Consider the following 22,187-nt stretch of genomic DNA (forward strand, 5'->3'; position numbering starts at 1 on the left):
AAGGGAGTAAGGAAATTGGGTAAGATTAAAGCCATGATTTTAGCGGCCGGCTTCTCCAGCCGTATGAAGACAAATAAAATGCTGTTGCCCCTGGGGGAGATGACGATTATCGAAAATACCCTCCAGGGATTTCTTCAGTCAGAGGTAGATGGTGTGGCTGTGGTACTGGGCCATGATAAAGAAAAAATAGCCAGGGTTTTAACCCCTTATCCGGTGCAATTCATCGAAAACCCTCGTTTTTCACAGGGTATGAGCACTTCTGTGCAGGCAGGCATAGAGCAGCTGCAAGGGGATCAGGATCTGGATGGGGTGATGATCACCCCCGGAGACATGCCCTTTATTCAGGCCAAAACCGTAGATGGTATTATCAAGATCTTTCGGGAATTTGCTTATCCTATTATTATTCCTGTTTATCAAGGGAGAAGAGGACATCCTGTTTTTTTTGCTAAGGAACTCATGCCTCAGCTTTTGGCTGTATCCGGAGACATGGGTGCCCGGGGTGTGATTCGCAGCAATCCGGAAAAATGTTTTTTTCTGGAGGTAGATGATCCGGGGATTCTGATTGATATGGATGCACCGGAGGAATATGATAAATGGCGCGATTCAGGGTTAAATCCCAAGGACATTAAGGAAATTAAGGACATTTTTGATATTAGATAAATCAGAGACATTAAAGATATTAAGGAGATATTAGGGGAGGGCTGGAAGTGTACTTAAACTATGTATTGATCAAAGGAGCCGGGGATCTGGCCAGTGGTGTGGCATCTCTGCTGCATCAGGCAGGGTTCCCTGTTGTTATGACGGAGCTTGATCAGCCTACCTGTGTGCGGAGACTCGTTTCATTTGCCGATGCTGTTTACCAGGGTGAAACCCAGGTGGAAGGGGTGCAAGGTATTTTAGTGAAATCTTTTTCCGAGGCCATGGAGGTAACAAAAAAGGGAGCAGTTGCCATCATTATTGACCCTCAGGGCAAGACGGCCCAGGAGCATCCACCGGAAATCTACATTGATGCGTCCATGATGAAGAAAAACAGGGGATGCCGTCCGGACCTGGGACGAATTGTCATTGCTTTAGGGCCCGGTTTTGAGGCGGGCAAGGATTCTCATGCTGTTATTGAGACGCAAAGAGGACCCCATTTAGGAGAAATCATTTTTTCCGGCCGGGCGATTCCGGACAGCGGAATTCCCGGGGATGTATTAGGTTATACCGCAGAAAGGCTGATCCGCTCATCGGCAGACGGCATTTTTCAGGAGGTTAAAGCTATCGGTGATGAGGTGGATGCAGGAGATATTGTGGCCTATGTGGAGGACCAGCCGGTCAGGGCACAGATTTCCGGGACGATACGGGGTCTTTTAAAATCTGGCTTAAAGGTGAAAGCTGGGATGAAAGCAGGGGATATCCATCCGGAAAAAGGCGTAGCTGTGGCAGATCAGGTCACGGATAAGGCTTGGATCATTGGCTTAGGAGTGCTACGGGCAATTTTGACATTAAGGAAGAAAAACAACCCGTCGCCAAGAGAGGAAAAGCGGGAGCTTTTTTCTCAGCTGGAACAATGCATGAAACAAGGAAAAGGCGGGGTTCTTTATACCTTGTTGGAGGCAGATGATTTGGAAGAACTGGAGCCGGGAGCACGAATGCTGGTGCTCCCCAGCGGGGCAAGTGTCGGTACCCTGGGTCTTCCTGCCTTGGATCGTGATATGCTGCATATGGGTCAAAGCAAAGATAAGATGGCCCAAGGAGCAGAAATGATCCCCTGGCCTCTGCCCTGGAGTAAAATGACCGGATTGAACGGATCTTCTTCAGACCAAAGGGTGCAGATCCTCCGGGAATGGGTGGTCTCCCAGAAAAAAATCATTATCTTTGGCGGCGGACATATTTCTTTGCCCCTGGCGGAAATGGCTTTGATTTTAGGCTTCCGGGTATTTGTCGTAGATGATCGGGAGGAGTTTTCCAATCCCCGGCGTTTCCCCGGAGCGGAGAAAACAATTTGCTGTAATTTTTCAGAGCTGATTGAAAAAGATCTCCTGGCGGGTGAGATTGATCCTGCCACCAGTATCGTCATCGTGACCCGGGGACATCTTCAGGACCGAGCCTGTGCCGAATATGTGATCGGCTCCAATGCGGCCTATATTGGCATGATTGGCAGTAAACCCAAGGTGCAAAGTACTTTCCGAAAGATGCTGGAAAGCGGTTTTACCCGGGAAGAACTAAGCAAAATTTCTGCCCCGATCGGATTAGATTTTGGCGGACAAAGCCCGGCTGAAATTGCATTAAGTATTCTGGCCGAGATTGTTGCATCTCAATATGGGGCCAGCGGAAAGCCTGTCAAGGAATTGAAAGGGGTGATTTTGCCATGAATAAGGAAGTAATGGATGGGATCAGGGAAGCCCTGAACAAGGAAGAAAATATCGTTCTGGTTACCCTTACCCATACAGACGGATCCACGCCGAGAAAAGCAGGTACCAACATGATTGTTTATCCTGACGCTTCGATTATCGGGACTATCGGCGGAGGAGCTTTTGAATTCCAGGCCATCAAAAAAGCCCGGGAGGTTTATGAGACCAAGCAGTCTGTTTATTGGAAATGTGATTTGGAGGATTTGGGCATGGCCTGCGGTGGAAAGGGCTCTGTCTTAATTGAATATATTTAACCATTTTGATTTGGCGTTATTTTAGCGGAGGTGCTGTTATGGAAAAAATTGCGGTTCAGGATGCCGTAGGGACAATTTTGTGCCAGGATATTACCAAAATTATCCCAGGTGAATTTAAAGGCCGGGCCTTTAAAAAGGGCCATGTCATACGGGAAGAAGACGTAGAAACATTGTTAAATCTTGGCAAGGAGCATATTTATGTATGGGCACCGGAACCGGGGGAAATTCATGAAAATGATGCTGCTTTACGATTGGCAGAGGCCACCGCAGGGCAAAATATCTCCTTTGGCGAACCTAATGAAGGAAAATGCTCCCTGACGGCTGAGGTCAAGGGATTATTCAAGGTGAATTCCCAGTTGCTTTATGAGATCAATTCGGTGGATATGGTATCCATTGCCAGCCTGCCCACGAATTTCCCTGTGGAAAAAGATCAGAAGCTGGCCGGGGCCCGGGTCATTCCTTTGGTTGTCCCCGAGGAGCAGGTGCTTCAGGTGGAAAAGCTGTGCCGGGAACAGGGGGCAGCATTTCAGGTCAAGCCTTATCACAAGCTGAAAGCCGGGATTATCACTACCGGCAGCGAGGTCTATAAGGGGCGGATTGAAGACAAGTTTGGCCCGGTGATGAAAGAAAAAATCGCTGCCTTCGAGAGCGAGCTTCTGGGACATGTGCTCTGTGACGATGATTTGGATATGATCGAAAGCTCCATTCACAATTTTGTTAATCAGGGGGCGGATTTGATTATTTTAACGGGAGGGATGTCGGTAGATCCAGATGATCTTACTCCCGGCGCCATTAAAAAAAGCGGCGCCCGTATTGTCACCTATGGCGTTCCTGCTCAGCCGGGAAACATGTTTCTTTGCGCTTATTTAGGAAAAACCGTGCTGGTGGGAGTGCCCGGATGTGCCATGTTTAACCGCACCACGGTGCTGGATGTGGTTTTGCCCCGTATCTTTGCCGGGGAAGAATTAGTTAAGGCTGATTTTATTAAGATGGGCGAAGGGGGTCTTTGCTCTGCTTGCAAGGAATGTACGTATCCCCAGTGCTATTTTGGCAGATAAAGAGCAGATAAAGAAAAGGTTCTTTGAGAAAAACAAAAAGAATAGATTAAAATCAAAAACAGGGTGGATCCTTATGATCTTAAGGAGACACCCTGTTTTGTTGCTATGTTGTATAAAACTCTGTAATTAATTTATCAAGCTCTTGTTATTTAAAACATCTTAAAAGGTCTAAAGTGCTGATAGTATGCTTATATTACTATGCTTTATGCGATAATAATTAAGACATTATATATAGTGTAAATATTCTAACAAATATTCTAGACAGAATACAATAGATTCTAAACAGAATACAATAAGCAATGCAAAAATTTTGCTATTATTATTCATATGACAAGACAAGATTTCTAACCCTGAAAGGAAGGAGGGGCAAAGACCTTTTTTTGCAGTGTATCATTATTTAAATTAAGGGGGGGTTATTGTGTCAGATAAAATATTTGAGGATTTAAAAAATGCTGTAATAGATTTAAATCCGGATGCGGCTATTGTTGCCGCCAAAGCAGCTATGGCAGCTAATATAAATCCGGTGGACGGGATCGATAAGGGACTGTCGGAAGGTATGAGTGTGATTGTAGAGCGTTTTGATGAAGGGGAACTGTTCATGCCCCAGATCTTGATTGCTGCTCAAGCATTCCAAAATGCCTGTGAAATATTACAGAGCGGAATTTCCAAAGAAGATATTGCCAAAATGAGCAATGGCAAGGTATTGTTCTTTTCAGTTGCCGGTGATATTCACGATATCGGCAAAAATATTGTCAAGACCATGCTGATGGCCAATAATTTTGAAGTAAAAGATTTGGGCCGTGATGTGGGATCTGACACCGTCATTGACGTTGCCATTGAGTGGGGCGCAGATGTTGTGGCAGGCTCTGCCCTTATGACCACAACCATGCCTGCCCAGCGTGATGTAATCAATGGCCTGATTGAACGCGGAGTGCGCGACAAGTTTAAGGTTATGTTCGGCGGCGCCCCTGTAACAGAGGCATGGTGTAAAGAAATTGGTGCTGATGCTTATGGTGACAATGCTGCCGATGCTGTTAGAATAGCTAAAGAATTAGTGAAATAAAAAGGAAGGTGTTGAGACCATGACTTATAAGCAAAGAGTAGGAATATTCGAAGCTTACCACCGTGCTATCACAGGTCCCCGGGTCAGTGAGTCGGAGTGGGATAACAAGATTATTCCCGAGAACCTTACGCGCCTGAAAGAAAAATACAATATTAAAATGGACAAAAAGCAGATTATCCCCACAGATCCGGAACTGATTAATAATCTGTACAAAGCTGGTTTTGAAATGCTTGCCACAACCGGCGTCTATTGCATTGATACCGGTCGCGTGATCAAATACACCGAGGAAGAAATCCTTACCGCCATTAAAGATGCTCCCAAAGAGTTCTACCTGGGCGAGGGCAATGATGCTGTTTTGATGAAGGACCGTAAACATACCGACAGCCGCCCGCCCATCATTCAAGGCGGCCCCACCGGCGCACCTGTCTCTGAAGAACAATTTCTTAATATGCATGAAGCTTATGCCAAAGAACCTCTCGTGGATACGATTGTAAACGGTGTGCTCCAGAAAATCCACGGCCATGACCCTGTACCCAACAGTCCCTGGGAAATTGCGGCAGTTCGCTCTGAAGTTCAAATGCTGCGCTTAGCCCAAACTCGTGCCGGACGCAGCGGCATGGGGTTGTAGGGGAGTGAAACATCTCTTTCCGCAGCAGGTGTCATTGCATCAGATTTCGAAGGTGGAATGCGCCGCACCGATAGCCATGAAGTCTCTCAATTGAATGAACTGAAGATTGATGTCAGTGCACTCACCTTCTGTTCATATTATGTATTGAGTGACCAAACTATCATGTGTGAGCATATGCCCATCTACGGAGGCTATGCCGGAGGTCTCGAGGAGACGACCATCAGCGACGTAGCCAGTACGCTAAATGCTTTTGTGATGGCCCAAGCTAATTATGTGTTGGATGGTCCCGTTCATGTGCGCTGGGGAATTACTACCGCCAGAGAGGCTCTGGCAGTGGCAGGCCACTGTGCCATGGCAATTAACGCCAATACAGAACTGATGCTTGCTAACCAATACTATACCATGGCTGGTCCCTGTACTGTTATGTGCTTGCTGGAAACGGCAGCCCAGGCGATCACCGATACGGCAAGCGGCCGTGAGCTGCTCTCCGGTGTTGCCGCCGCTAAAGGGGTAACGACCAACTGCAATACACCAATGGAAGCACGTTTTATGGCGGAAGTTGCCCGTGCCTCCGCAGGTGTGGATCTCAATGTTATTAACCCAATCCTGGATGAGTTGATCGGCATGTATGAAAAAGATTACAAGACAGCTCCTGCAGGCAAAATATTCGACGATTGCTATGACCTTGTCACCTTGACCCCTTCTGATGAATATGTCAAGGTTTATGACGAAGCAGCAGCTATCATGGAAAAACTGGGTCTTAAATTAGGGAAATAAACGAATTATTGGCTATGGTAGAAGACGCCAAAAAGTTGGCAAATTGGTAATAGGACAGGTTCCCTTAATGACAATTGCTGCCCGTGGCAATCATCCACGGGCGGCAACTATTACAGATGGCTTTAGCTTTTGGAAAAACCAAAACCGGGAACGCAAGGAGGGAAACAAATGGAAGCGAAGATCAGAAAAATGTTTTTCGTGGACAGAACATTGATCATAACGTCTCTCGCTTTTCTCTGGGTGGTGTTGGTTTATGTGATGACAGTAGTAGCGGGGATGACCGATATCCTCCCGGCGCAAAAAATAGTGGCTTTAGGTGCCGGGATCATTGTCGGAGTCTCAGCGACAATAGGACTAGTGGCGTTAATCAGCCATTTGAAAAACAATAAAACTGAACTCTATACTGAGGACATAACCTGCGCCCCAGCGATGGGAGAAGAAAAATAAGGAAGAGGAGGTAAGCGAAAAATGACTAAAAAGAAAAATGGCAGTTGGTTTATGGAAGCTTTTGATGTCTTGTTCGTCATGATCTTGTGTTTTGCCACCCTCCTTACTACCATGTTGATGCAGGGTGCTGTATTGGTCGGAGGCTCGGCCTCAGGCATGCATTATAGCTTTAATATTGCCAGTTTCCTCATGGTGGTAGCCGGACTAGTCATTTATATGGTTTACATCATACCCCACAGCGATAAAGAACTAAGGAAGATGGTTAATCATATTTTTGGTGAAAAAGAAAATAAAAAAGAGGAGGCAAAACTATGAGTTTTTGGGCAGTAATGAACTGGGTTGCCTGGGGATTGTGTGGGGTACTCTTCACCTGGATTGCCGTAGACTTTGTTATAGTGGAAAGGAACAGATTTAAAGAAAAAAAGAGTAAAAATTAATAAATTTATGGAGATAAAATTAGGATACGGAAAGGAAGGTGAAGACTTTGGAACAAAACACCCCCCCTAATGAATTAGAAGAAAAAACCAAGGAATCCCATCTGATGAAAGTGCTGGGACCCATGCACATCTGGGCATTAGGAGTAGGGATCGTATTGGTCGGCGAATTCATGGGCTGGAACTTCACCATCGCCAAAGGAGGGTCCTTAGGGGCTATTATTGCCTGCTGGGTGATCGGGATCCTGTATATTTCACTTGTCATGATCAATACAGAAATGGGGTCTGTCATGCCTGAGGCCGGAGGTCAATATACCATGGCCAAATACCTTCTAGGCCCGCTGGCATCTTTTAATGTCGGACTGATGTTAGTTTTTGAATACGTAATGTTGGAAGCGGCAGATGCCCTAGTTGTAGGGCAAATTCTTCAGTCACTCCATCCGGATGTTCAGGCCCTGCCCTATATAATCCTGAGTCTACTATTTTTGACATTTTTAAATTATCGGGGCGTTTACGCTACCCTAACCTTAAATTTCTTTATCACAGCTGTCGCTTTTATTACGATTTTTGTCTTGCTCTTTGGAACTAAATTTTATTCACCTACGGAAAGTCTGCTGCAGATTAACCAACTGACGAATGGTCTACCCTATGGATGGATTGGTATCTTAGCCGCTCTTCAATTTGGCATTTGGTTTTACCTGGGAATTGAAGGAACTGCCCTGGCTGCAGAAGAATGTCGATCTACAAGTCGGGCCTTGCCTATAGGAGCATTGGTCGGATTTGTAACATTACTCATAGGAGCCACCATTACCTGGTTTGTATGTTCTGGATTAGTGGGTGCTGAAAATCTGGGGGAATCTGTATACCCTCTCTATGATGCTGCCTTGGCCACAGGAAAACCTTTTGTGATAGTAGCCCTTTTCATAGGCACTATCTTAGCTTGTTTGGCTAGTGCCAATGGTTGTATCAACGATTCAAGCCGAGCCTGGTTTGCCATGTCCAGAGATACCCTAATTCCCGGAGTCTTTGCCGTGATCCATCCCAAATACAGAACACCTTATCGGGCTATTTTGTTCCTTTTGCCCATTTCCATTGCCTTTGGTTTTACCGGCCTCTTGGATCAGGTAATTACTTTCTCTATTCTATCAGCCCTTTTAGTCTATGTACTTACAGCCTATATGATGTTTAAATTCCGGGCCATGTATCCCATAGGAACCATTGAGAGAGGATATGTAGCACCATGGCATCCTGTACCTGCTTTGGTGTTATTTGTCTTAGCACTGGATACTCTGGGAGGTATGTACCTTGGGTATTGGAGCAACATGCTTGCCGGGTTTGTCTTCTATTTCTTAGCTTCTTTGTGGTTTACCATGCATCGATCCAAATTTATGGATACAAAGAAATTTATTGAAGCCGGCATCGGTCGTTGGCCCCGTCCTAAAGGGTATTAAAAGGTATTAATAGCTTTATCTTACACATTTTTGGGGTTTCCCTAATTTAATATTTAAAGTTTGGCAAGGAAGCACGGAACTGTCCCCGTGCTTCCTTCTTTTTTATATCATTGGTAACGTTTTTGGCAAGCTTAATTGGTAGCATATCCAATTGAGGAAAGACACAGGTTGTTTTAAAATTAATCTTGATAATAAATTAACTATATAGTAAGAAAAGATTATTGAATTGTCGACAAACGACAAAAGGAGCAAAAAGGAGGTATCACACAAAGTTGATGAAAGACAGAAAAGTCATTATCAGCGGCGATAGGGATGGCACCCCCGATCCCGCGATTGCACAGAGTGTGAGAACTACGGCGCAAACATAGTGTTATCCTTTGGCAGGAGTCTGTCGGGATTGGGATTAAACACATATGCAAGACTGAAGTGAAGGTCGGGGTAGATCCACAGAAATATGGACAACATATCAGTATGATGGATATGATTAAAAAATGCGAATGTGGACAGCCTGTCATGGAGATGAAAGCTATTCACGATCAGAATTGAAAGTTCTGGGGTTTAGAAAGGGGAAGGAAAATTTATGTCAAATGGTCAAGACTCAAAAAACCGTTCTGTTTTATACGTTTCGGCGACTCTAGCTTTACTGTTTGTAGCATTTAGTATATTTCTGCCCACTCAAATGAGCAAAGCGGCAAATGCAGTGTTAGCATTTTTAACTACCAATTTTGGCTGGTTGTATCTTCTGTCAGTATTTATCTTTACATTAACTGTCTATAGCATTGCCTTTAGCCGCTTTGGCAAAATCAAGCTGGGAAAAGATGATGAACGGCCGGAATTCAACAACTTCCAGTGGTTTACCATGCTTTTCGGCGGCGGTATGGGGATCGGTCTGGTCTTTTGGTCGGTTGCTGAACCAATGATACATTACGTATCTCCTCCCGTTGGTCAGGGCGGAACCATAGAGGCCATGTTATTAGCCATGCGCCTCGTATTTAATGATTTCGGTATCCATGTTTGGATCATTTATACGATTTGCGGTTTAGCCTTGGGATACTTCCAGTATCGGAAAGATCTTCCTTGTTTGATCAGTTCGGCTTTTTACCCACTCTTGGGGGATCGCATTTACGGACCTATCGGAAAAGCCATTGATATTCTGGCAGTGTTTGCCACCATATTTGGTGTGTCGACCAGTTTGGGTTTGGGTTCCAGTCAGATAGCCAACGGTTTGCAGTATATCTGGGGGATTGAGTCGTCACCGGGGCTGACTGCTGTCATTATCGCAGCCATGACGGCTATCTTTACCCTGGCTACTGTCTCCGGGCTGCACAAGGCCATGCAGGTTGTTGCCGACGCCAAAGTTTGGCTTTCAATTGCTTTTATGGTGTTTTTATTCCTGTTCGGCGGCACGGTTTTCATCATGAATATTTTTACCCATACTCTTGGCGATTATCTGCAAAACTTTATTGGCCAGAGTTTGTGGATGGGCAACGTTGAATGGGCTGAAGCGTGGCCGGTATTCTACAGAGCCTGGTATATTGCCTGGGCGGGGTTTGTAGGCCAATTCATCGCCCGGGTCTCCAGAGGGCGTACCATTCGCGAATTCATTTTAGCAGTAACCTTGCTCCCTGCCGGTTTCTCCTTCGTTTTTCTGGCGATTTTCGGCGGAGCCGCCTTCAATTTGGATGCGCTTTCCAATGGTGCTATCCAGGCAGCCGTTAATACTGATTATACAACAGCTTTGTTTGCAACGCTTCAACAATTGCCCTTTTATGCGATTACTGCCCCCCTGGCCATTGTCCTGATTGTGGCATCTTTTGTCGGTGCAGCCAACTCCGCTACTTATGTTCTTGGCATGCTGACTTCGGGCGGGGATATGAACCCCAGCAAAAAATTGCGCAGTTTCTGGGGTATTGCACAAGGGGCTGTTACCATCATGTTGATTTTGGTGGGCGGTACTGCGGCAATTAAAACCCTGCAAACGGCTTCTATTGCGGCAGCTTTCCCATTCATGTTGATTATGCTTGTTATGTGTTACAGCATCTACAAAGCACTGAGTGAAGAACCCCTTTAAGAGCACCACTCCTTACATTTTCACCAGAGGCTCGGTTCAACCCATATTTCCTTGTTACATCAGAAAGTAAAAATTTAGGGGACCAGGCAGGTCCCCTTTTGCGTTTTCTGATTCGCCTGACAATTGCGGCCGATCTGTACAGAGAGGATATCAGGCGGTATAATTAATAGATAAATTGATGAAGAGATGGTGAAACCATGGCGATTATGCCGAAATACGAGAAGAAGAGCTTGAGCGATATCGTTGTTTCTTATGTAAAAAACAGAATTTTGTCCGGCTCATTAAAAAGCGGCGACAAATTGATTGAATCCGAAATCTCCAGCGAGTTAAGAATCAGCCGCGCGCCCGTGCGCGAAGCGATGCGAATTCTGAATGAACAAGGGAGTGTCTCTTTTTCACCGAGAAAGGGCAATCAGGTTCTGGAAATGAGCCCAAAAGAGATTTTGGAGATATTTGAGATCCGTATCTCCCTGGAAATACAGGTATTGAATATACTTGTCACTCAAAATATACTTCAAGAGGGGGATTACCAGAAATTAGAGAATCTTACGTTGCAGTTGCTGGATGGCGAACAACTATGCAGTAAAGATGAAGAACGTGTATTTTTATTGAATACATTGGATTTGTCTTTTCATCGCTACTTATGGAATGCTTCTGAAAGCCGCCGGCGTATGCAGATTCTGGAGGGATTGTTTTACCAGCTTCTGCTTGTGATGAACCAAAATATTGTGTCCTTGGGCTCCTTTGAGGAGAAGGCACAGGAGCATTTACGGATAATTAATGCATTGAAAACAAAACAATTGCCGATTGTTTTAGAGGAATTCCAGCAACATATGCACAAATATATTGAAATAACCCTTGGAGACAACATGCAATTGCTTCCTGATTTTTTAACAGGAATAAAGCCCGGGAAAGATCAAAGCAATTAAAAGCCAGGCAAGGTAGCAAGAGAACCGTCCCTGCGCTTTGACCTGCGCTTTGATTGTGCTCAGAAAGGATGTGCTCTGTGATGAAGTGGGATCATGTGGTGAAAAACGGACTCCTGGTAGATGGGGAAAAAACCTATCCGGGAAATATCTATATCCAAAATGAAAAAATTGCGGCCATTACCCAAGGCGATCTGCCCGGGGAAGCCCGGGAGGTGACAGATGCCCGGGGGTGCCATGTCTTTCCCGGGTTTATTGATATCCATGTCCACTCTCGGGAGGGAGTTCTGGGCACCAGTCCCAAGGAAGATTTTTATCATGCCTCCATGGCTGCCGCTATTGGTGGTTTGACCACGATTTTTGATATGCCTAATATTAATCCGCCCATTTCCAATGCTGAAAATTTGAAAAACCAGGTTAAAAATTTCACTCCGAAAGCCTTTGTGGATTTCGCTCTGTGGGGGATTTGTCTTGGAAAGCTGAACATGGATCAATTAGAGCAGTTAAGTTCTGCCGGAGCCATTGCTTTTAAGTTTTTTTGGGGTTATGCCATTGACACTAAAACCTTTCAACTGGTTTATAATTATCATCCCTCTATGGAGCATCTGATTCCCCCTTTGGATGAAGGGGAAATTTATCAAGTGTTTCAAAAGGTGGCCCAAACGGGCAAGGTGCTGGCCATTCACGCGGAAAACTTTGCTTTGATTCAAGCCTTAACCCAGGAAGTGGCAAAGAGCGGAGCAAAAGATTATGAGGCATTTCTTAAAGGACGGCCCAATCTTGCGGAGGAAACCACGATTCAGACGGGGATTTCCTTTGCCAAAGAGGCAGGAACCAAGCTGCATATTTTGCATGTCACCACCAAAGAAGGGGTAGGCTTGATTAGGGAGGCGCGAGCTAAAGGTTATCCCATCACCGGGGAAACATGCCCTCATTATTTGTATTTATGTGATGAGGATTTTCCCCGCCTTGGGTCACTGATGAAGGTTTATCCTCCTATCCGCCGCAGGGAGGATCAGGAGATGCTCTGGCGGGGTTTGAATGAAGGCACTTTGCCGGTGCTCAGCTCCGACCATGCGCCCCATACGGAGGAAGAAAAAAAACTGGACTTATGGCAGGCTCCTGCGGGGATCACCGGCGTGGAAACCATGGTGCCGCTGATGCTTCACGGTGTTAACCAAGGGAAGCTTACCGTCAATCAATTAGCCAAGCTTTTATCGGAGCATCCTGCACGAATTTTTGGTCTTTATCCGGAGAAGGGTTCCCTGCAAGTAGGCACTGATGCCGATTTAACCCTTGTGGATCTAAAGCTTGAAACCAGGATCAAAAAAGAAAAATTACATAGTAAAACCAAGGTCACTCCCTATGAGGGGATGAAGCTGCAGGGTGCACCGGTGCAAACCATTGTCCGGGGCAAGACCGTGGCGAAAGATGGAGAAATTGTGGGCATACCCGGGGGGAAATTCATTCATTCCTGAATATCACTAGTGAACTCGTTCAGCTAAAGCTGAACATCGGGGCTTCAGGCGGGACAGGGGGACAGGTAGTGCGCCACGCAGGGGCGCATCATATAGTGGGTGGGAATCCCACTGAGTAAGATTTAGCAAATCACTCATAGCGAGTCTTGGACATCATCGGGTAACTTATGATGTTAAGCGTAGACAGCAAGGTAGTAGGCCGAAACGCAAGTGAAGGGATGGAGCCCCGAAATCCCAAATGGGAAGGTTGATACTTTTACCTGAGTAGAAAACAACACTAGTCTATTCGCTATGCAAGAATAGCCTAGCTTCCCCGGGGTCGGTGACCTTGGCATGCTATACATGGTTATGATGCGTCAACGTGGGAGGCCCTAAGCGCTCTTTACACAGAGAAAGTAAGGCTAACAAGCGATAAGAAAGTTAGGAGGCCGAACGCCTTAGGGAGTCAGATTACTGCATAGTACTGATGAAACAGGGTAATGCCTGTAGAGGGAAGGCGGTAACACAACATCGACCTTAAAAGAGAAACATAGACTACACCCGGAGGTAGAAGAACTATGGAAACGAAACTGGCAAGGATAGCAGAAGTAGCGAAAATGCATCAGCAAGAAAAGTTTACATCACTGGCCCACCTTATTAATGAAGAGACAATCAAACAATGCCATGATGGAATGAATGGTAAGAAGGCAGCCGGAGTAGATCAGAAGACGAAAGCGGATTATGAATTAAATCTGGACGCTAATGTGCAAGATCTCATAGAACGAATGAAACGGCAAGCCTACAAACCTCAACCAGTAAGGAGAACTTACATCCCTAAGCCGGGAAGTGACAAGAAAAGACCCCTTGGAATCCCAGCATATGAAGATAAACTAGTACAGGCGGTCCTTGCGCAGATACTCAATGCTATATATGAACAAGATTTTCTAGAATGTTCATTTGGATTTAGACCTGATCGAGGATGTCATGATGCTTTGAAAGTGCTGAATAAAATCGTCAACAAGAGGAGAATCAATTATGTAGTTGACACAGATGTAAAAGGATTCTTTGACAATGTTGACCAGGGATGGCTCATGAAATTCTTAGAGCATAGGATAGCAGACCCTAATATATTAAGACTCATCGCACGATTTCTAAAGTCCGGTATAGTTGAGGCAGGCATAACTTATGATACACCTGAGGGAACCCCTCAGGGAGGAGTCGTATCCCCCATTCTTGGGAATGTTTACCTGCATTACGTACTAGATTTATGGTTTGAGAAACGGGTCAGGAAAATCTGCAAAGGACAAGCCTACATGGTAAGGTATGCTGACGACAGTGTATTTTGCTTCGAATACGAAGAGGATGCCAGGACATTCTATACTGAGTTGATAGTACGGTTGAGGAAATTTAACTTAGAAGTGGCAGAAGAAAAGACGAAGATTGTTTGTCTCAATGAACGTAAGGGTAATAAACACAACGATAAGGATGATGGGGGACCCGGTAGAAAACATACCAATAGCTCATTTGATTTCCTGGGATTCACACATTATCTTTGGGTCAGTGACAAAGGCGTTAAGTACATTCGAAGGAAGACGAGTAAGAAGAAATTTAGGGCTAGTCTCCTTCGGTGTAAGGAATGGATAAGAAACAATCGACATATGCCCAGTAAAGACTTCATGAAGAAGCTAAGAATTAAGCTACAGGGATACTGTCGATATTATGGTATTACAGGCAATAGGGAAGCAGTCTCAAATTACATCGATGAAGTCAAGAGATTGGTATACAAATGGCTAAATCGGAGAAGTCAACGTAAGAGTTTCAATTGGGACAAATTTAACCTATTTCTTAGGAAGTATCCATTACCGAAACCGCAAACCTATGTAAACATATTCGAGTTAGGAGCAGGTCAAGGCTATGTTCTGTAAATGGTGGAGTGAAGAGCCGGATGCCTTAATAGGGCACGTCCGGTTCTGGGAGGGCTTGGGGCCGTAAGGACCCGGCTACTCGATCCTTGTCCCGCAGGGAGCATGCGGAAATTGTGCCCGGACAATTTGCTAAAAAGAATTTAGCTCGAAAGAATTGACATTTGGTCATTTTTTCGCGAAAATACATAGAAAAGAGAAAAAATGATTTTGGGAGGTGTTACATGGCAGTCCTATTTAAAAAACCTCAGCAGGAACAATTAGCTTCGTTTTTCAACAAGGATATTTTGAATGCTGCTCAATTTAGACTGGAAGATATCGAAACGATTATGAATACGGCAGGCCATTATGAGCAGCTCTTAATAGACAAGAAAGTGATTAAGGATATGGAAGGGAAGGTTATGGCGGCTCTTTTTTTGAGCCCAGTACCAGGACGCGTCTGTCTTTTGAGACGGCGATGCTGCGCTTGGGCGGTGCTGTTATCACCGTGGCTGAATCGGAAACCAATCAAATTTCCTCCACTGCCAAGGGGGAAACCATTCAAGATGCCATTAGCGTCATTGACGGATACGCCGATGTGATCGTGATCAGAAACCCGGTTACCGGCACCGCGGACCGGGCAGCCCAGGCAGCCCTGCATCCGGTGATTAACGGCGGCGATGGCTCCGGGCAGCATCCCACCCAAGGACTTTTGGATATCTATACTATTATGAAAGCAAAAGGCCGGGTAGAAGGATTAACCATTGCTCTGGTGGGTGATTTGAAATATGGCCGCACAGTTCATTCTTTAGTCGATTTCTTTGCTCTTTATGGCTGCGATCTGATTCTGGCCTCTCCCGAAGCACTGAAAATGCCGCCGGAGATTGTCAGGAACCTGAGAGCAGGGGGCATCAATGTCAAAGAAATCGATTCTTTAAAAGAAGCCGTTGCTGATGCAGATGTGTTATATGTCACCCGGGTGCAAAAAGAACGCTTCCCCATTGTAGCTGAATATGATCAGGTCAAGGATCTGTTCATTGTGGATCAGGATTTGCTTCGGGAGGCCAAGGAAGGCATGATCATCTTACATCCTTTGCCCAGGGTCAACGAAATTGCCTTGGAAGTGGATTCTTACCCGGGGGCGCTGTATTTTCAGCAGGCCCATAACGGGTTATTTGTGCGCATGGCGATTTTGGCCCTTGTTACAGGCAGCGTCCTTTAGCAGGAAGGGATATAGAACAAGGTATAGAACAAGGGACGGTTCTTTGTTTGATGCAGATATTCAGACTTACCGGTTTTGCAACTAATAAGAGTTACTGGTGCCAGAACAAAGAACCGTCCCCTGTTTGGATAACAGAACAAAGAACCGTCCCCTGTTTGGATAAGAGTTACTGGTGCCAGAACAAAGAACCGTCCCCTGTTTGGACCCTGTTTGGCCGATGGCCGGGAAATATTATGGAAAATATTATGGAATTTTAGGAAAATGAATATGGTATAATCAGGGTGGATCTTTATTATGCTAAGGAGACACCCTTTATTTTTGCAGCAAATTCGTCAGGTTAAATTGCACTGTCCCTTCCGGGAGGATAATTTTTTTTCTGCAGGAAAAGATAAAAATGATGGGGGAGGTTGCGGGATTTTGGATAAGCATTTAGAAAAAAAGTTGGATCAACTGTCCTTGTATATGGAAAAAATGAAGCTGGCGGAATACGTAGACCTGCTGCATGATACCAAAAGATTGCTTTGGGTCAATTTAATCTCCGGAGTAGCCCGGGGATTTGGCATTGCCATTGGTTTTACAATTTTAGGTGCCGTTGCCTTTTTGATTTTGCAGCATCTGGTCGGTTTAAATCTGCCATTAATCGGGGATTTTATCGCAGAATTAATGAATTACGTCCAGGAAAGCAAAGGGTTAAGAGTGCGCTAATTTTCCGATTACTCTGTTATTAATTAAAGGGAGGAAACCCAAATTGGATCAAAATAAATTAGCATGTTTCCGTGCCCAACTCTTAGAGGAGAAGGAAGAACTTAAGAGGAGTATCGAAAGCATCAGCCAGGGATTAGACGACCCGATGGCTTCTTCCATCGGTGAATTATCCATGTATGATAATCATCCGGCAGATATTGGAGATGAATTATTTGAACGGAGCAAGGATCTTTCCCTGAGAGATAGTGCCCAAATCCAGTATCAAAATGTAATGAGGGCTTTAGAAAAAATCGATAACCATACTTATGGCATTTGTGCTCAGTGTGGGACGCCCATTGATAGGGAAAGACTGGAAGCCATGCCTTCAACAGATTTATGTTTCCAGTGTAAAAAGGAGCAAACAGGACCGGACCGTACTCCCCGCCCCATAGAAGAGCAAGTGATTCAACCGCCTTTCGGAAACCATGTCGATGGTTCTTCCGAACAGAACGCCTTTGACGGGGAAGATGCCTGGCAGGCTGTGGCCCGCTTTGGTACCGCCGACACGCCTCAGGATCTGGGAGAAGGCAGCGATGCTCAATATCCTAATGTCTATGAGCATTGGGAAGAGGATCGGGGTGGGGTGACAGATGTGGATCAGATCCCCTATGTTCGTTCCCGGGATGGGATTATTCATCAGGATTTTAGCTAGGCATGAAAACTTTAACAGAACGTGAAAAATTTCAACAAAAGCCGGTGGGGCAAAACTGCCCTGAACCGGCTTTTATTTTTTGGCAGGAAAAATTTTAACGGCGTTGAAAAGTATCTAACAAAAGGCTTTTTAAAGAAGGAGGCAGATAAGATGGGCAGAAAACGGGACGAAAAACGACAGATTAAAAATGTCACAGAACCCAATCGTATCCTGTCCTATTTCAAATTGGAATTATGGCCACTGACATTGGTAACGGTTTCCGGCATCCTTTATAACGTGGGCATGCTGGCCGGGCCCTATTTTGAAGGGCAGCTGGCCCAGCGTTTGCTGGACATTTTTAAAGGAGAAAAGGATTTCTACTCCATGGTCAGACTTGCTTTTTTCTACTTGGCAGTCATCCTCATGGTTCAGCTGATGCGCAGCATCAAACGGTTTTATGTGCGCCGCTTCGCCAATAATACCAGCCGCAATATGCGCCATATGCTCTATAACAGTCTGGTCAACATGAGGAAGGACGAATTGGAGCAGGAGGGTCTTGGTCCTGTAATGACCAAAGCAATCGCCGATGTGGATGCCTGCGTGGAGGGCATGCGCAAATTTACCACAGAGGTGTTTGATACCGGTGTGGTGCTGGTGGCCTATCTCGCCTTGCTTTTCTTTTATGACTGGCGGCTGGCTTTGCTTTCTTGCAGCTTCACACCCATTGCCTATTTCATTGCCGGTCAGCTGAAAACCCGCATCGCTTATTATAATGGGGAATACAAAAAAAGTGCGGGCCGCCTGAACAATGCCACCATGGACAGGATCTCCAATGGTGTTACCTATCGTATTTATGGCGGCGAGACCAACCGTGACATTGCTTATGAATCCCATCTCAAGGACTACGAAACACGTGCTGTGGCTGCAAATATATGGGAAAACACCATGCAGCCCCTTTACAACATTATAGCTATGAGCGGTGCTGTCCTGATTATATATTTTGGAGCAAAAAATGTGCTGGGGACAGGCTGGACCAGCTGGAATATCGCCGCCTTTACCACCTTTCTTTCCGCCTTTACAAAAATGGCCCTTAAATCCTCAAAGGCGGCCAAACTGTTTAATTCAGTGCAAAAGGCACAGGTATCATGGGCAAGGATTAAGCCGTTGATGAAAGAATATAGGGAGCCGGATACCCGCACCTCAATTGATTTTTCACAGCCGGCAAAACTTATGGTATCGGATCTGTCACTGCGCTGGCCGGGTTGTGCCCAGGTGCTGAAAGGTATTTCTTTTTCTGGCGATCCAGGACAGATCATCGGTGTCACAGGGCCCATTGCCTGCGGCAAATCCACACTGGGCAAAGCATTTATTGGTGAAGTGCCCTATCATGGGAGCATCCGAGTGGGGGATCGGGAATTATCCCAGTTAAGTGACTACGAACGGAGCAGACTGATTTCATATATGGGACACGAGCCGGAACTGATGAGCGACAGTATCGAGGAAAATATCCGGCTGGGAGAAGAAAGGGACATTACACCTTATCTTCAGGCAGTATGTTTTGATGAAGAAATAGCACAAATGCCCCACGGGGCTGCCACAACAGTTGGCAGCAGCGGTATCAGGCTTTCGGGAGGTCAGCAATCACGGACTGCCCTAGCCCGCACCCTTTATAACGCCCGGCAAATTTTGATTTTAGATGATCCCTTTTCCGCAGTTGATAAAATCACGGAGCAAGAAATATTTAAAAACCTGCACATGCTGACCAAAGATAAAATTGTGCTGCTTATTTCTCATCGTCTCTACCTGTTTCCATCATTAGATAAAGTGCTCTTTTTAGACAAGGGCACCGGCATATTTTCTACCCATGAGGAATTGATGCAGGTAAATGGCGTTTATCAAAAGCTCTATCAGGCGCAAGCGGAAGGGGGCGGGCAAAATGAATCATGAGAGGGGTCTTAAATCTGTGGTCTTCAAAATTATTTCGTCCTCTAAAGGGCTGACTCTTGCGATGGTATTTATCATCGCAGGTGCGATTGTGACCGCCCTCTTCCCGCCGCTGGTTTTAGAACGAATCGTCAATCTCCTGATTGCACCAGAGCAGGTTCCCCTTAATCTCCCCCTCGCTTACTTTGGCTTGCTCGCTATTTCAGGGTTATTTGAGTCGGGGCAGAATGTCATGATTACGAAGTTTGGACAAAAGGTCACCAGGGGTTTGCGCAGTGAAATGTGCGCCAAGCTTCAATATCTGCCAGTTGCTTATTTCACAGAGCATGAACCTGGCAAAATAACTTCCCGCTTTGTGAACGATGTGGATGCGGTGGATTCCATGTTCACCAACGGGATCATTAGTATGTTTGCCGACGCTTTCAAGGTCCTCAGTATTCTGGCGGTGATCTTTTACAAAAGCAAAGGTCTTGGTTTGATCATGATCCTGATTACACCCCTGATCTTTGTCATGACACGCCAATTCCAAAAGCAGATACTCCAGGCTCAGCTGGCCAATCGCATCGCCATCAGCAAGGTCAACAACCATGTACCGGAGACCATTGGCAATATTCGCATGATTCACACCTTGTTTCGCCAAAAATACATGGAGCAAAAATATGATGATTACATTGAGGAAAGCTATCGTGCCACAGATAAGTCCAATCTGTATGATTCTATTTATTCACCCATTGTCATCTTTATCAGCGCCTGTATCATTGCATCAATGATGATCTTAGCAGCCTTGGGCGGTCAGGTACAGCAGTTTTTTGGAATTACCGTTGGTACGGCGGTAGCGATGATTGCTTATGTAAGCAGGGTATTTGAACCGATAGAAAGTATCGGGATGGAGATTCAGAACATCCAATCCGCTGTGGCCGGTATAAAAAGAATTAATGAGTTTTTACAGGAACCGGAGCGTAAGAAAACGGATTCATCGATCACTAATAGGGAACTTAACCCAGGTAACGGTCCATTTATTCACTTTGACCATGTGAGTTTTAGCTATGATCAGGAAAAAACTTTAGAAAATCCAATCTTCAATGATCTATGCTTTACGGTAGCATCTGGTGAAGCAGTTACCATCGCGGGAAGAACTGGTGCCGGGAAAAGCACCATCTTCCGTTTGCTTCTGGGCATGTACAGCCCCGATGAAGGAAGAGTGCTGATAAATGGTGTGGATGCCGATAAAATCCCCGATACACAAAAAAGAAAATTGTTTGGTTATGTGGAGCAGTCCTTTCACCAGGTAGCCGGTACGGTGACAGATCAAATTTCTTTGTTTGACCCGGAAATCAGCTTCACACAGGTAGAGGATGCGGCCAAGTTGGTTGGTCTTCACGAGAGTATTTTGGCTCTGGCAAAAGGATATGACACAGAGGCTGAACATGCTGCTTTTTCACAAGGTCAATTTCAGCTGCTCTCCATTGCACGGGCGGTAGCCGCTTCTCCAAAAATCCTGCTGTTGGATGAAATCACCGCCAACCTGGACAGCGATACCGAGGGCCGGGTTTTGGAAGCGTTAAAACGTGCCTCCCAAGGACGAACCGTGATTTCTATTTCCCACCGCTTACATGAGAATACTCTTAACCAGCGAATTATCCAAATCGGAAACCAAACCAAGGAGGTAATCTGATTTTCGGCAGGAAATAGTTTGCCAATGTTGAAATGATATGTGGATATGTAGATGTGGATATGGATATAAATTGGTCACAAACAGGCGAACCGGAATTGTGATTTTAAATAAGTGGGGGATGAATATGAAAAAGAGTCTATGTGTTCTTTTGGTTATAGGATCCATGATTTTAGTCGGATGCGGGTTAAAGCCGTGAGAAGCCATCAAAGACATTGACGGGGGTTCAATGTTATCGGTTAATAGTCAAACAGGGGAGTCAAACAGGGGACGGTTCCTTGTTTGACAAAGATATCCATACTTACTGTTTTTAATGTTAATAAGATTTACCGGTGCTAGAACAAGGAACCGTCCCCTGTTTGCCCTGTTTGCTCCTATGGTAATTGAAAGCGGGTGTATATTTTAATGCTTCTTATTTTTACAACTGCCTTGGCATTAGGCTTTTCCGGTGCCATGATGCCTGGCCCCTTACTTACGTACACAATCAGGCAGTCATTAAATACCGGTCCCTTGTCAGGTTTTATTATTACCCTTGGACATGCTCTATTGGAGGTTATTCTTATTGCCTTGATTTTTTTGGGGTTTGACATTATCCTGCAATCGGATATGGCCCAGATCATTATTGGAATTATCGGTGGATTATTATTAATTTTCATGGGTATTGAAATGATTGTCAATTCAGCAAAGAATAAAATTAAAATTGAAATGGAACATAATGGCTCAGATACAAAAAATATGCTCCTTTCGGGGGCTGTGATTAGTGCGGCCAACCCTTATTTTCTTATATGGTGGGTAATTATCGGATTGGGTTTTCTTCTGGAGGCATACAAGTCATTTGGCCCTTTGGGAGTGTTGGTATTCTATGTAGGTCATATTTCCGCTGATTTTATTTGGTATGGGTTAGTTTCCACGGTCGTGGGCTCCACCCGTAAATTCATTAAAGAGAATATTTATCGTATAATCATTGCAGTACTTGGCGGATTACTGGTTTTCTTCGGAGGAAATTTTATTTACAAAGCGGTTTTACAAATACTACAAATACTATAAAAATGCTTGACAATTAAATACATTGGGAATATACTCAATTCATAAACCGGAATGTTGGCATTCC

General features: G+C 45.1%; 21 protein-coding genes and 1 pseudogene. All 22 read left to right on the plus strand.

Annotated elements, in window-relative coordinates; all coding sequences use genetic code 11:
- The first annotated feature begins 15 nt into the window (after window positions 1–15).
- The 22 genes and pseudogenes from mocA (at window position 16) to CEQ75_RS08930 (ending at window position 22,123) form a co-directional block, all read left to right on the plus strand.
- Window positions 16–660, plus strand: a complete 645-nt coding sequence (gene mocA / locus CEQ75_RS08840; protein ID WP_089610008.1) for a molybdenum cofactor cytidylyltransferase — start codon at window positions 16–18, stop codon at window positions 658–660.
- Between the two features lie 47 nt (window positions 661–707).
- On the plus strand, window positions 708–2,357 hold the full coding sequence (gene yqeB, locus CEQ75_RS08845; protein WP_089610009.1) for a selenium-dependent molybdenum cofactor biosynthesis protein YqeB: 1,650 nt from the start codon (window positions 708–710) through the stop codon (window positions 2,355–2,357).
- Entirely contained in the window at window positions 2,354–2,650 is a 297-nt protein-coding gene (locus CEQ75_RS08850) for an XdhC family protein (RefSeq protein WP_089610010.1), read from the plus strand. Before yqeB ends, CEQ75_RS08850 begins: the two co-directional genes overlap by 4 nt.
- 38 nt (window positions 2,651–2,688) lie before the next feature.
- Window positions 2,689–3,708 carry a molybdopterin-binding protein gene (locus tag CEQ75_RS08855; protein ID WP_089610011.1) on the plus strand — a complete coding sequence of 340 codons (1,020 nt, stop codon included), beginning with the start codon at window positions 2,689–2,691 and terminating at the stop codon, window positions 3,706–3,708.
- A gap of 418 nt (window positions 3,709–4,126) precedes the next feature.
- Window positions 4,127–4,771, plus strand: coding sequence for a cobalamin B12-binding domain-containing protein (locus CEQ75_RS08860; protein WP_089610012.1), 645 nt, complete (start codon window positions 4,127–4,129; stop codon window positions 4,769–4,771).
- A gap of 19 nt (window positions 4,772–4,790) precedes the next feature.
- Window positions 4,791–6,176: pseudogene (locus CEQ75_RS18935) on the plus strand (monomethylamine:corrinoid methyltransferase).
- 168 nt (window positions 6,177–6,344) lie between these two features.
- Window positions 6,345–6,623: a hypothetical protein gene (locus tag CEQ75_RS08870; protein ID WP_089610013.1), complete on the plus strand. Its 279-nt coding sequence runs from the start codon at window positions 6,345–6,347 to the stop codon at window positions 6,621–6,623.
- Between the two features lie 21 nt (window positions 6,624–6,644).
- The gene (locus CEQ75_RS08875; protein WP_242965426.1) at window positions 6,645–6,938 is read left to right on the plus strand and encodes a hypothetical protein; all 294 of its coding nucleotides are present in this window, start codon (window positions 6,645–6,647) and stop codon (window positions 6,936–6,938) included.
- Window positions 6,935–7,060, plus strand: a complete 126-nt coding sequence (locus CEQ75_RS19205; protein ID WP_257912090.1) for a hypothetical protein — start codon at window positions 6,935–6,937, stop codon at window positions 7,058–7,060. The genes CEQ75_RS08875 and CEQ75_RS19205 overlap by 4 nt, the downstream gene beginning before the upstream one ends.
- A 47-nt stretch (window positions 7,061–7,107) precedes the next feature.
- Window positions 7,108–8,508: an APC family permease gene (locus CEQ75_RS08880; protein ID WP_242965427.1), complete on the plus strand. Its 1,401-nt coding sequence runs from the start codon at window positions 7,108–7,110 to the stop codon at window positions 8,506–8,508.
- Between the two features lie 426 nt (window positions 8,509–8,934).
- The gene (locus tag CEQ75_RS19525; RefSeq protein ID WP_157677384.1) at window positions 8,935–9,054 is read left to right on the plus strand and encodes a hypothetical protein; all 120 of its coding nucleotides are present in this window, start codon (window positions 8,935–8,937) and stop codon (window positions 9,052–9,054) included.
- Between the two features lie 34 nt (window positions 9,055–9,088).
- Window positions 9,089–10,579: a glycine betaine uptake BCCT transporter gene (locus tag CEQ75_RS08885; RefSeq protein WP_089610014.1), complete on the plus strand. Its 1,491-nt coding sequence runs from the start codon at window positions 9,089–9,091 to the stop codon at window positions 10,577–10,579.
- Window positions 10,580–10,776: 197 nt separating this feature from the next.
- Window positions 10,777–11,508 (plus strand): GntR family transcriptional regulator, encoded by a 732-nt coding sequence (locus CEQ75_RS08890; RefSeq protein WP_089610015.1) that lies wholly within the window; start codon window positions 10,777–10,779, stop codon window positions 11,506–11,508.
- A gap of 80 nt (window positions 11,509–11,588) precedes the next feature.
- Complete coding sequence (gene allB, locus CEQ75_RS08895; RefSeq protein ID WP_089610016.1) at window positions 11,589–12,983, plus strand: allantoinase AllB; 1,395 nt, start codon at window positions 11,589–11,591, stop codon at window positions 12,981–12,983.
- A 557-nt stretch (window positions 12,984–13,540) separates the two neighbouring features.
- Window positions 13,541–14,887: a group II intron reverse transcriptase/maturase gene (gene ltrA, locus CEQ75_RS08900; RefSeq protein WP_089610017.1), complete on the plus strand. Its 1,347-nt coding sequence runs from the start codon at window positions 13,541–13,543 to the stop codon at window positions 14,885–14,887.
- A 221-nt stretch (window positions 14,888–15,108) separates the two neighbouring features.
- The gene (locus CEQ75_RS18940; RefSeq protein WP_242965509.1) at window positions 15,109–15,465 is read left to right on the plus strand and encodes a hypothetical protein; all 357 of its coding nucleotides are present in this window, start codon (window positions 15,109–15,111) and stop codon (window positions 15,463–15,465) included.
- Window positions 15,351–16,085, plus strand: a complete 735-nt coding sequence (gene pyrB / locus CEQ75_RS08905; RefSeq protein ID WP_242965428.1) for an aspartate carbamoyltransferase — start codon at window positions 15,351–15,353, stop codon at window positions 16,083–16,085. Before CEQ75_RS18940 ends, pyrB begins: the two co-directional genes overlap by 115 nt.
- 414 nt (window positions 16,086–16,499) lie before the next feature.
- Window positions 16,500–16,790: a DUF5665 domain-containing protein gene (locus CEQ75_RS08910; protein ID WP_089612569.1), complete on the plus strand. Its 291-nt coding sequence runs from the start codon at window positions 16,500–16,502 to the stop codon at window positions 16,788–16,790.
- 43 nt (window positions 16,791–16,833) lie between these two features.
- Window positions 16,834–17,481, plus strand: coding sequence for a TraR/DksA C4-type zinc finger protein (locus CEQ75_RS08915; protein WP_089610018.1), 648 nt, complete (start codon window positions 16,834–16,836; stop codon window positions 17,479–17,481).
- A 150-nt stretch (window positions 17,482–17,631) separates the two neighbouring features.
- Window positions 17,632–19,407, plus strand: a complete 1,776-nt coding sequence (locus tag CEQ75_RS08920; protein WP_089610019.1) for an ABC transporter ATP-binding protein — start codon at window positions 17,632–17,634, stop codon at window positions 19,405–19,407.
- Window positions 19,397–21,079 carry an ABC transporter ATP-binding protein gene (locus tag CEQ75_RS08925; protein ID WP_089610020.1) on the plus strand — a complete coding sequence of 561 codons (1,683 nt, stop codon included), beginning with the start codon at window positions 19,397–19,399 and terminating at the stop codon, window positions 21,077–21,079. Before CEQ75_RS08920 ends, CEQ75_RS08925 begins: the two co-directional genes overlap by 11 nt.
- Window positions 21,080–21,481: 402 nt before the next feature.
- Window positions 21,482–22,123: a LysE family transporter gene (locus CEQ75_RS08930; protein ID WP_089610021.1), complete on the plus strand. Its 642-nt coding sequence runs from the start codon at window positions 21,482–21,484 to the stop codon at window positions 22,121–22,123.
- Window positions 22,124–22,187 lie beyond the last annotated feature (64 nt).

The sequence above is a fragment of the Dehalobacterium formicoaceticum genome (assembly GCF_002224645.1).
GTDB lineage: Bacteria > Bacillota > Dehalobacteriia > Dehalobacteriales > Dehalobacteriaceae > Dehalobacterium > Dehalobacterium formicoaceticum.

Excerpts from the sequence above, each read along its gene's own strand:
- allB (WP_089610016.1), top strand. The coding sequence starts at position 11,589 with ATGAAGTGGGATCATGTGGTGAAAAACGGACTCCTGGTAGATGGGGAA.
- CEQ75_RS08850 (WP_089610010.1), top strand. The coding sequence starts at position 2,354 with ATGAATAAGGAAGTAATGGATGGGATCAGGGAAGCCCTGAACAAGGAA.
- CEQ75_RS08885 (WP_089610014.1), top strand. The coding sequence starts at position 9,089 with ATGTCAAATGGTCAAGACTCAAAAAACCGTTCTGTTTTATACGTTTCG.
- CEQ75_RS08930 (WP_089610021.1), top strand. The coding sequence starts at position 21,482 with ATGCTTCTTATTTTTACAACTGCCTTGGCATTAGGCTTTTCCGGTGCC.
- CEQ75_RS08870 (WP_089610013.1), top strand. The coding sequence starts at position 6,345 with ATGGAAGCGAAGATCAGAAAAATGTTTTTCGTGGACAGAACATTGATC.
- CEQ75_RS08925 (WP_089610020.1), top strand. The coding sequence starts at position 19,397 with ATGAATCATGAGAGGGGTCTTAAATCTGTGGTCTTCAAAATTATTTCG.
- ltrA (WP_089610017.1), top strand. The coding sequence starts at position 13,541 with ATGGAAACGAAACTGGCAAGGATAGCAGAAGTAGCGAAAATGCATCAG.
- CEQ75_RS18940 (WP_242965509.1), top strand. The coding sequence starts at position 15,109 with ATGGCAGTCCTATTTAAAAAACCTCAGCAGGAACAATTAGCTTCGTTT.
- CEQ75_RS19205 (WP_257912090.1), top strand. The coding sequence starts at position 6,935 with ATGAGTTTTTGGGCAGTAATGAACTGGGTTGCCTGGGGATTGTGTGGG.
- CEQ75_RS08855 (WP_089610011.1), top strand. The coding sequence starts at position 2,689 with ATGGAAAAAATTGCGGTTCAGGATGCCGTAGGGACAATTTTGTGCCAG.
- CEQ75_RS08875 (WP_242965426.1), top strand. The coding sequence starts at position 6,645 with ATGACTAAAAAGAAAAATGGCAGTTGGTTTATGGAAGCTTTTGATGTC.
- CEQ75_RS08890 (WP_089610015.1), top strand. The coding sequence starts at position 10,777 with ATGGCGATTATGCCGAAATACGAGAAGAAGAGCTTGAGCGATATCGTT.
- CEQ75_RS08920 (WP_089610019.1), top strand. The coding sequence starts at position 17,632 with ATGGGCAGAAAACGGGACGAAAAACGACAGATTAAAAATGTCACAGAA.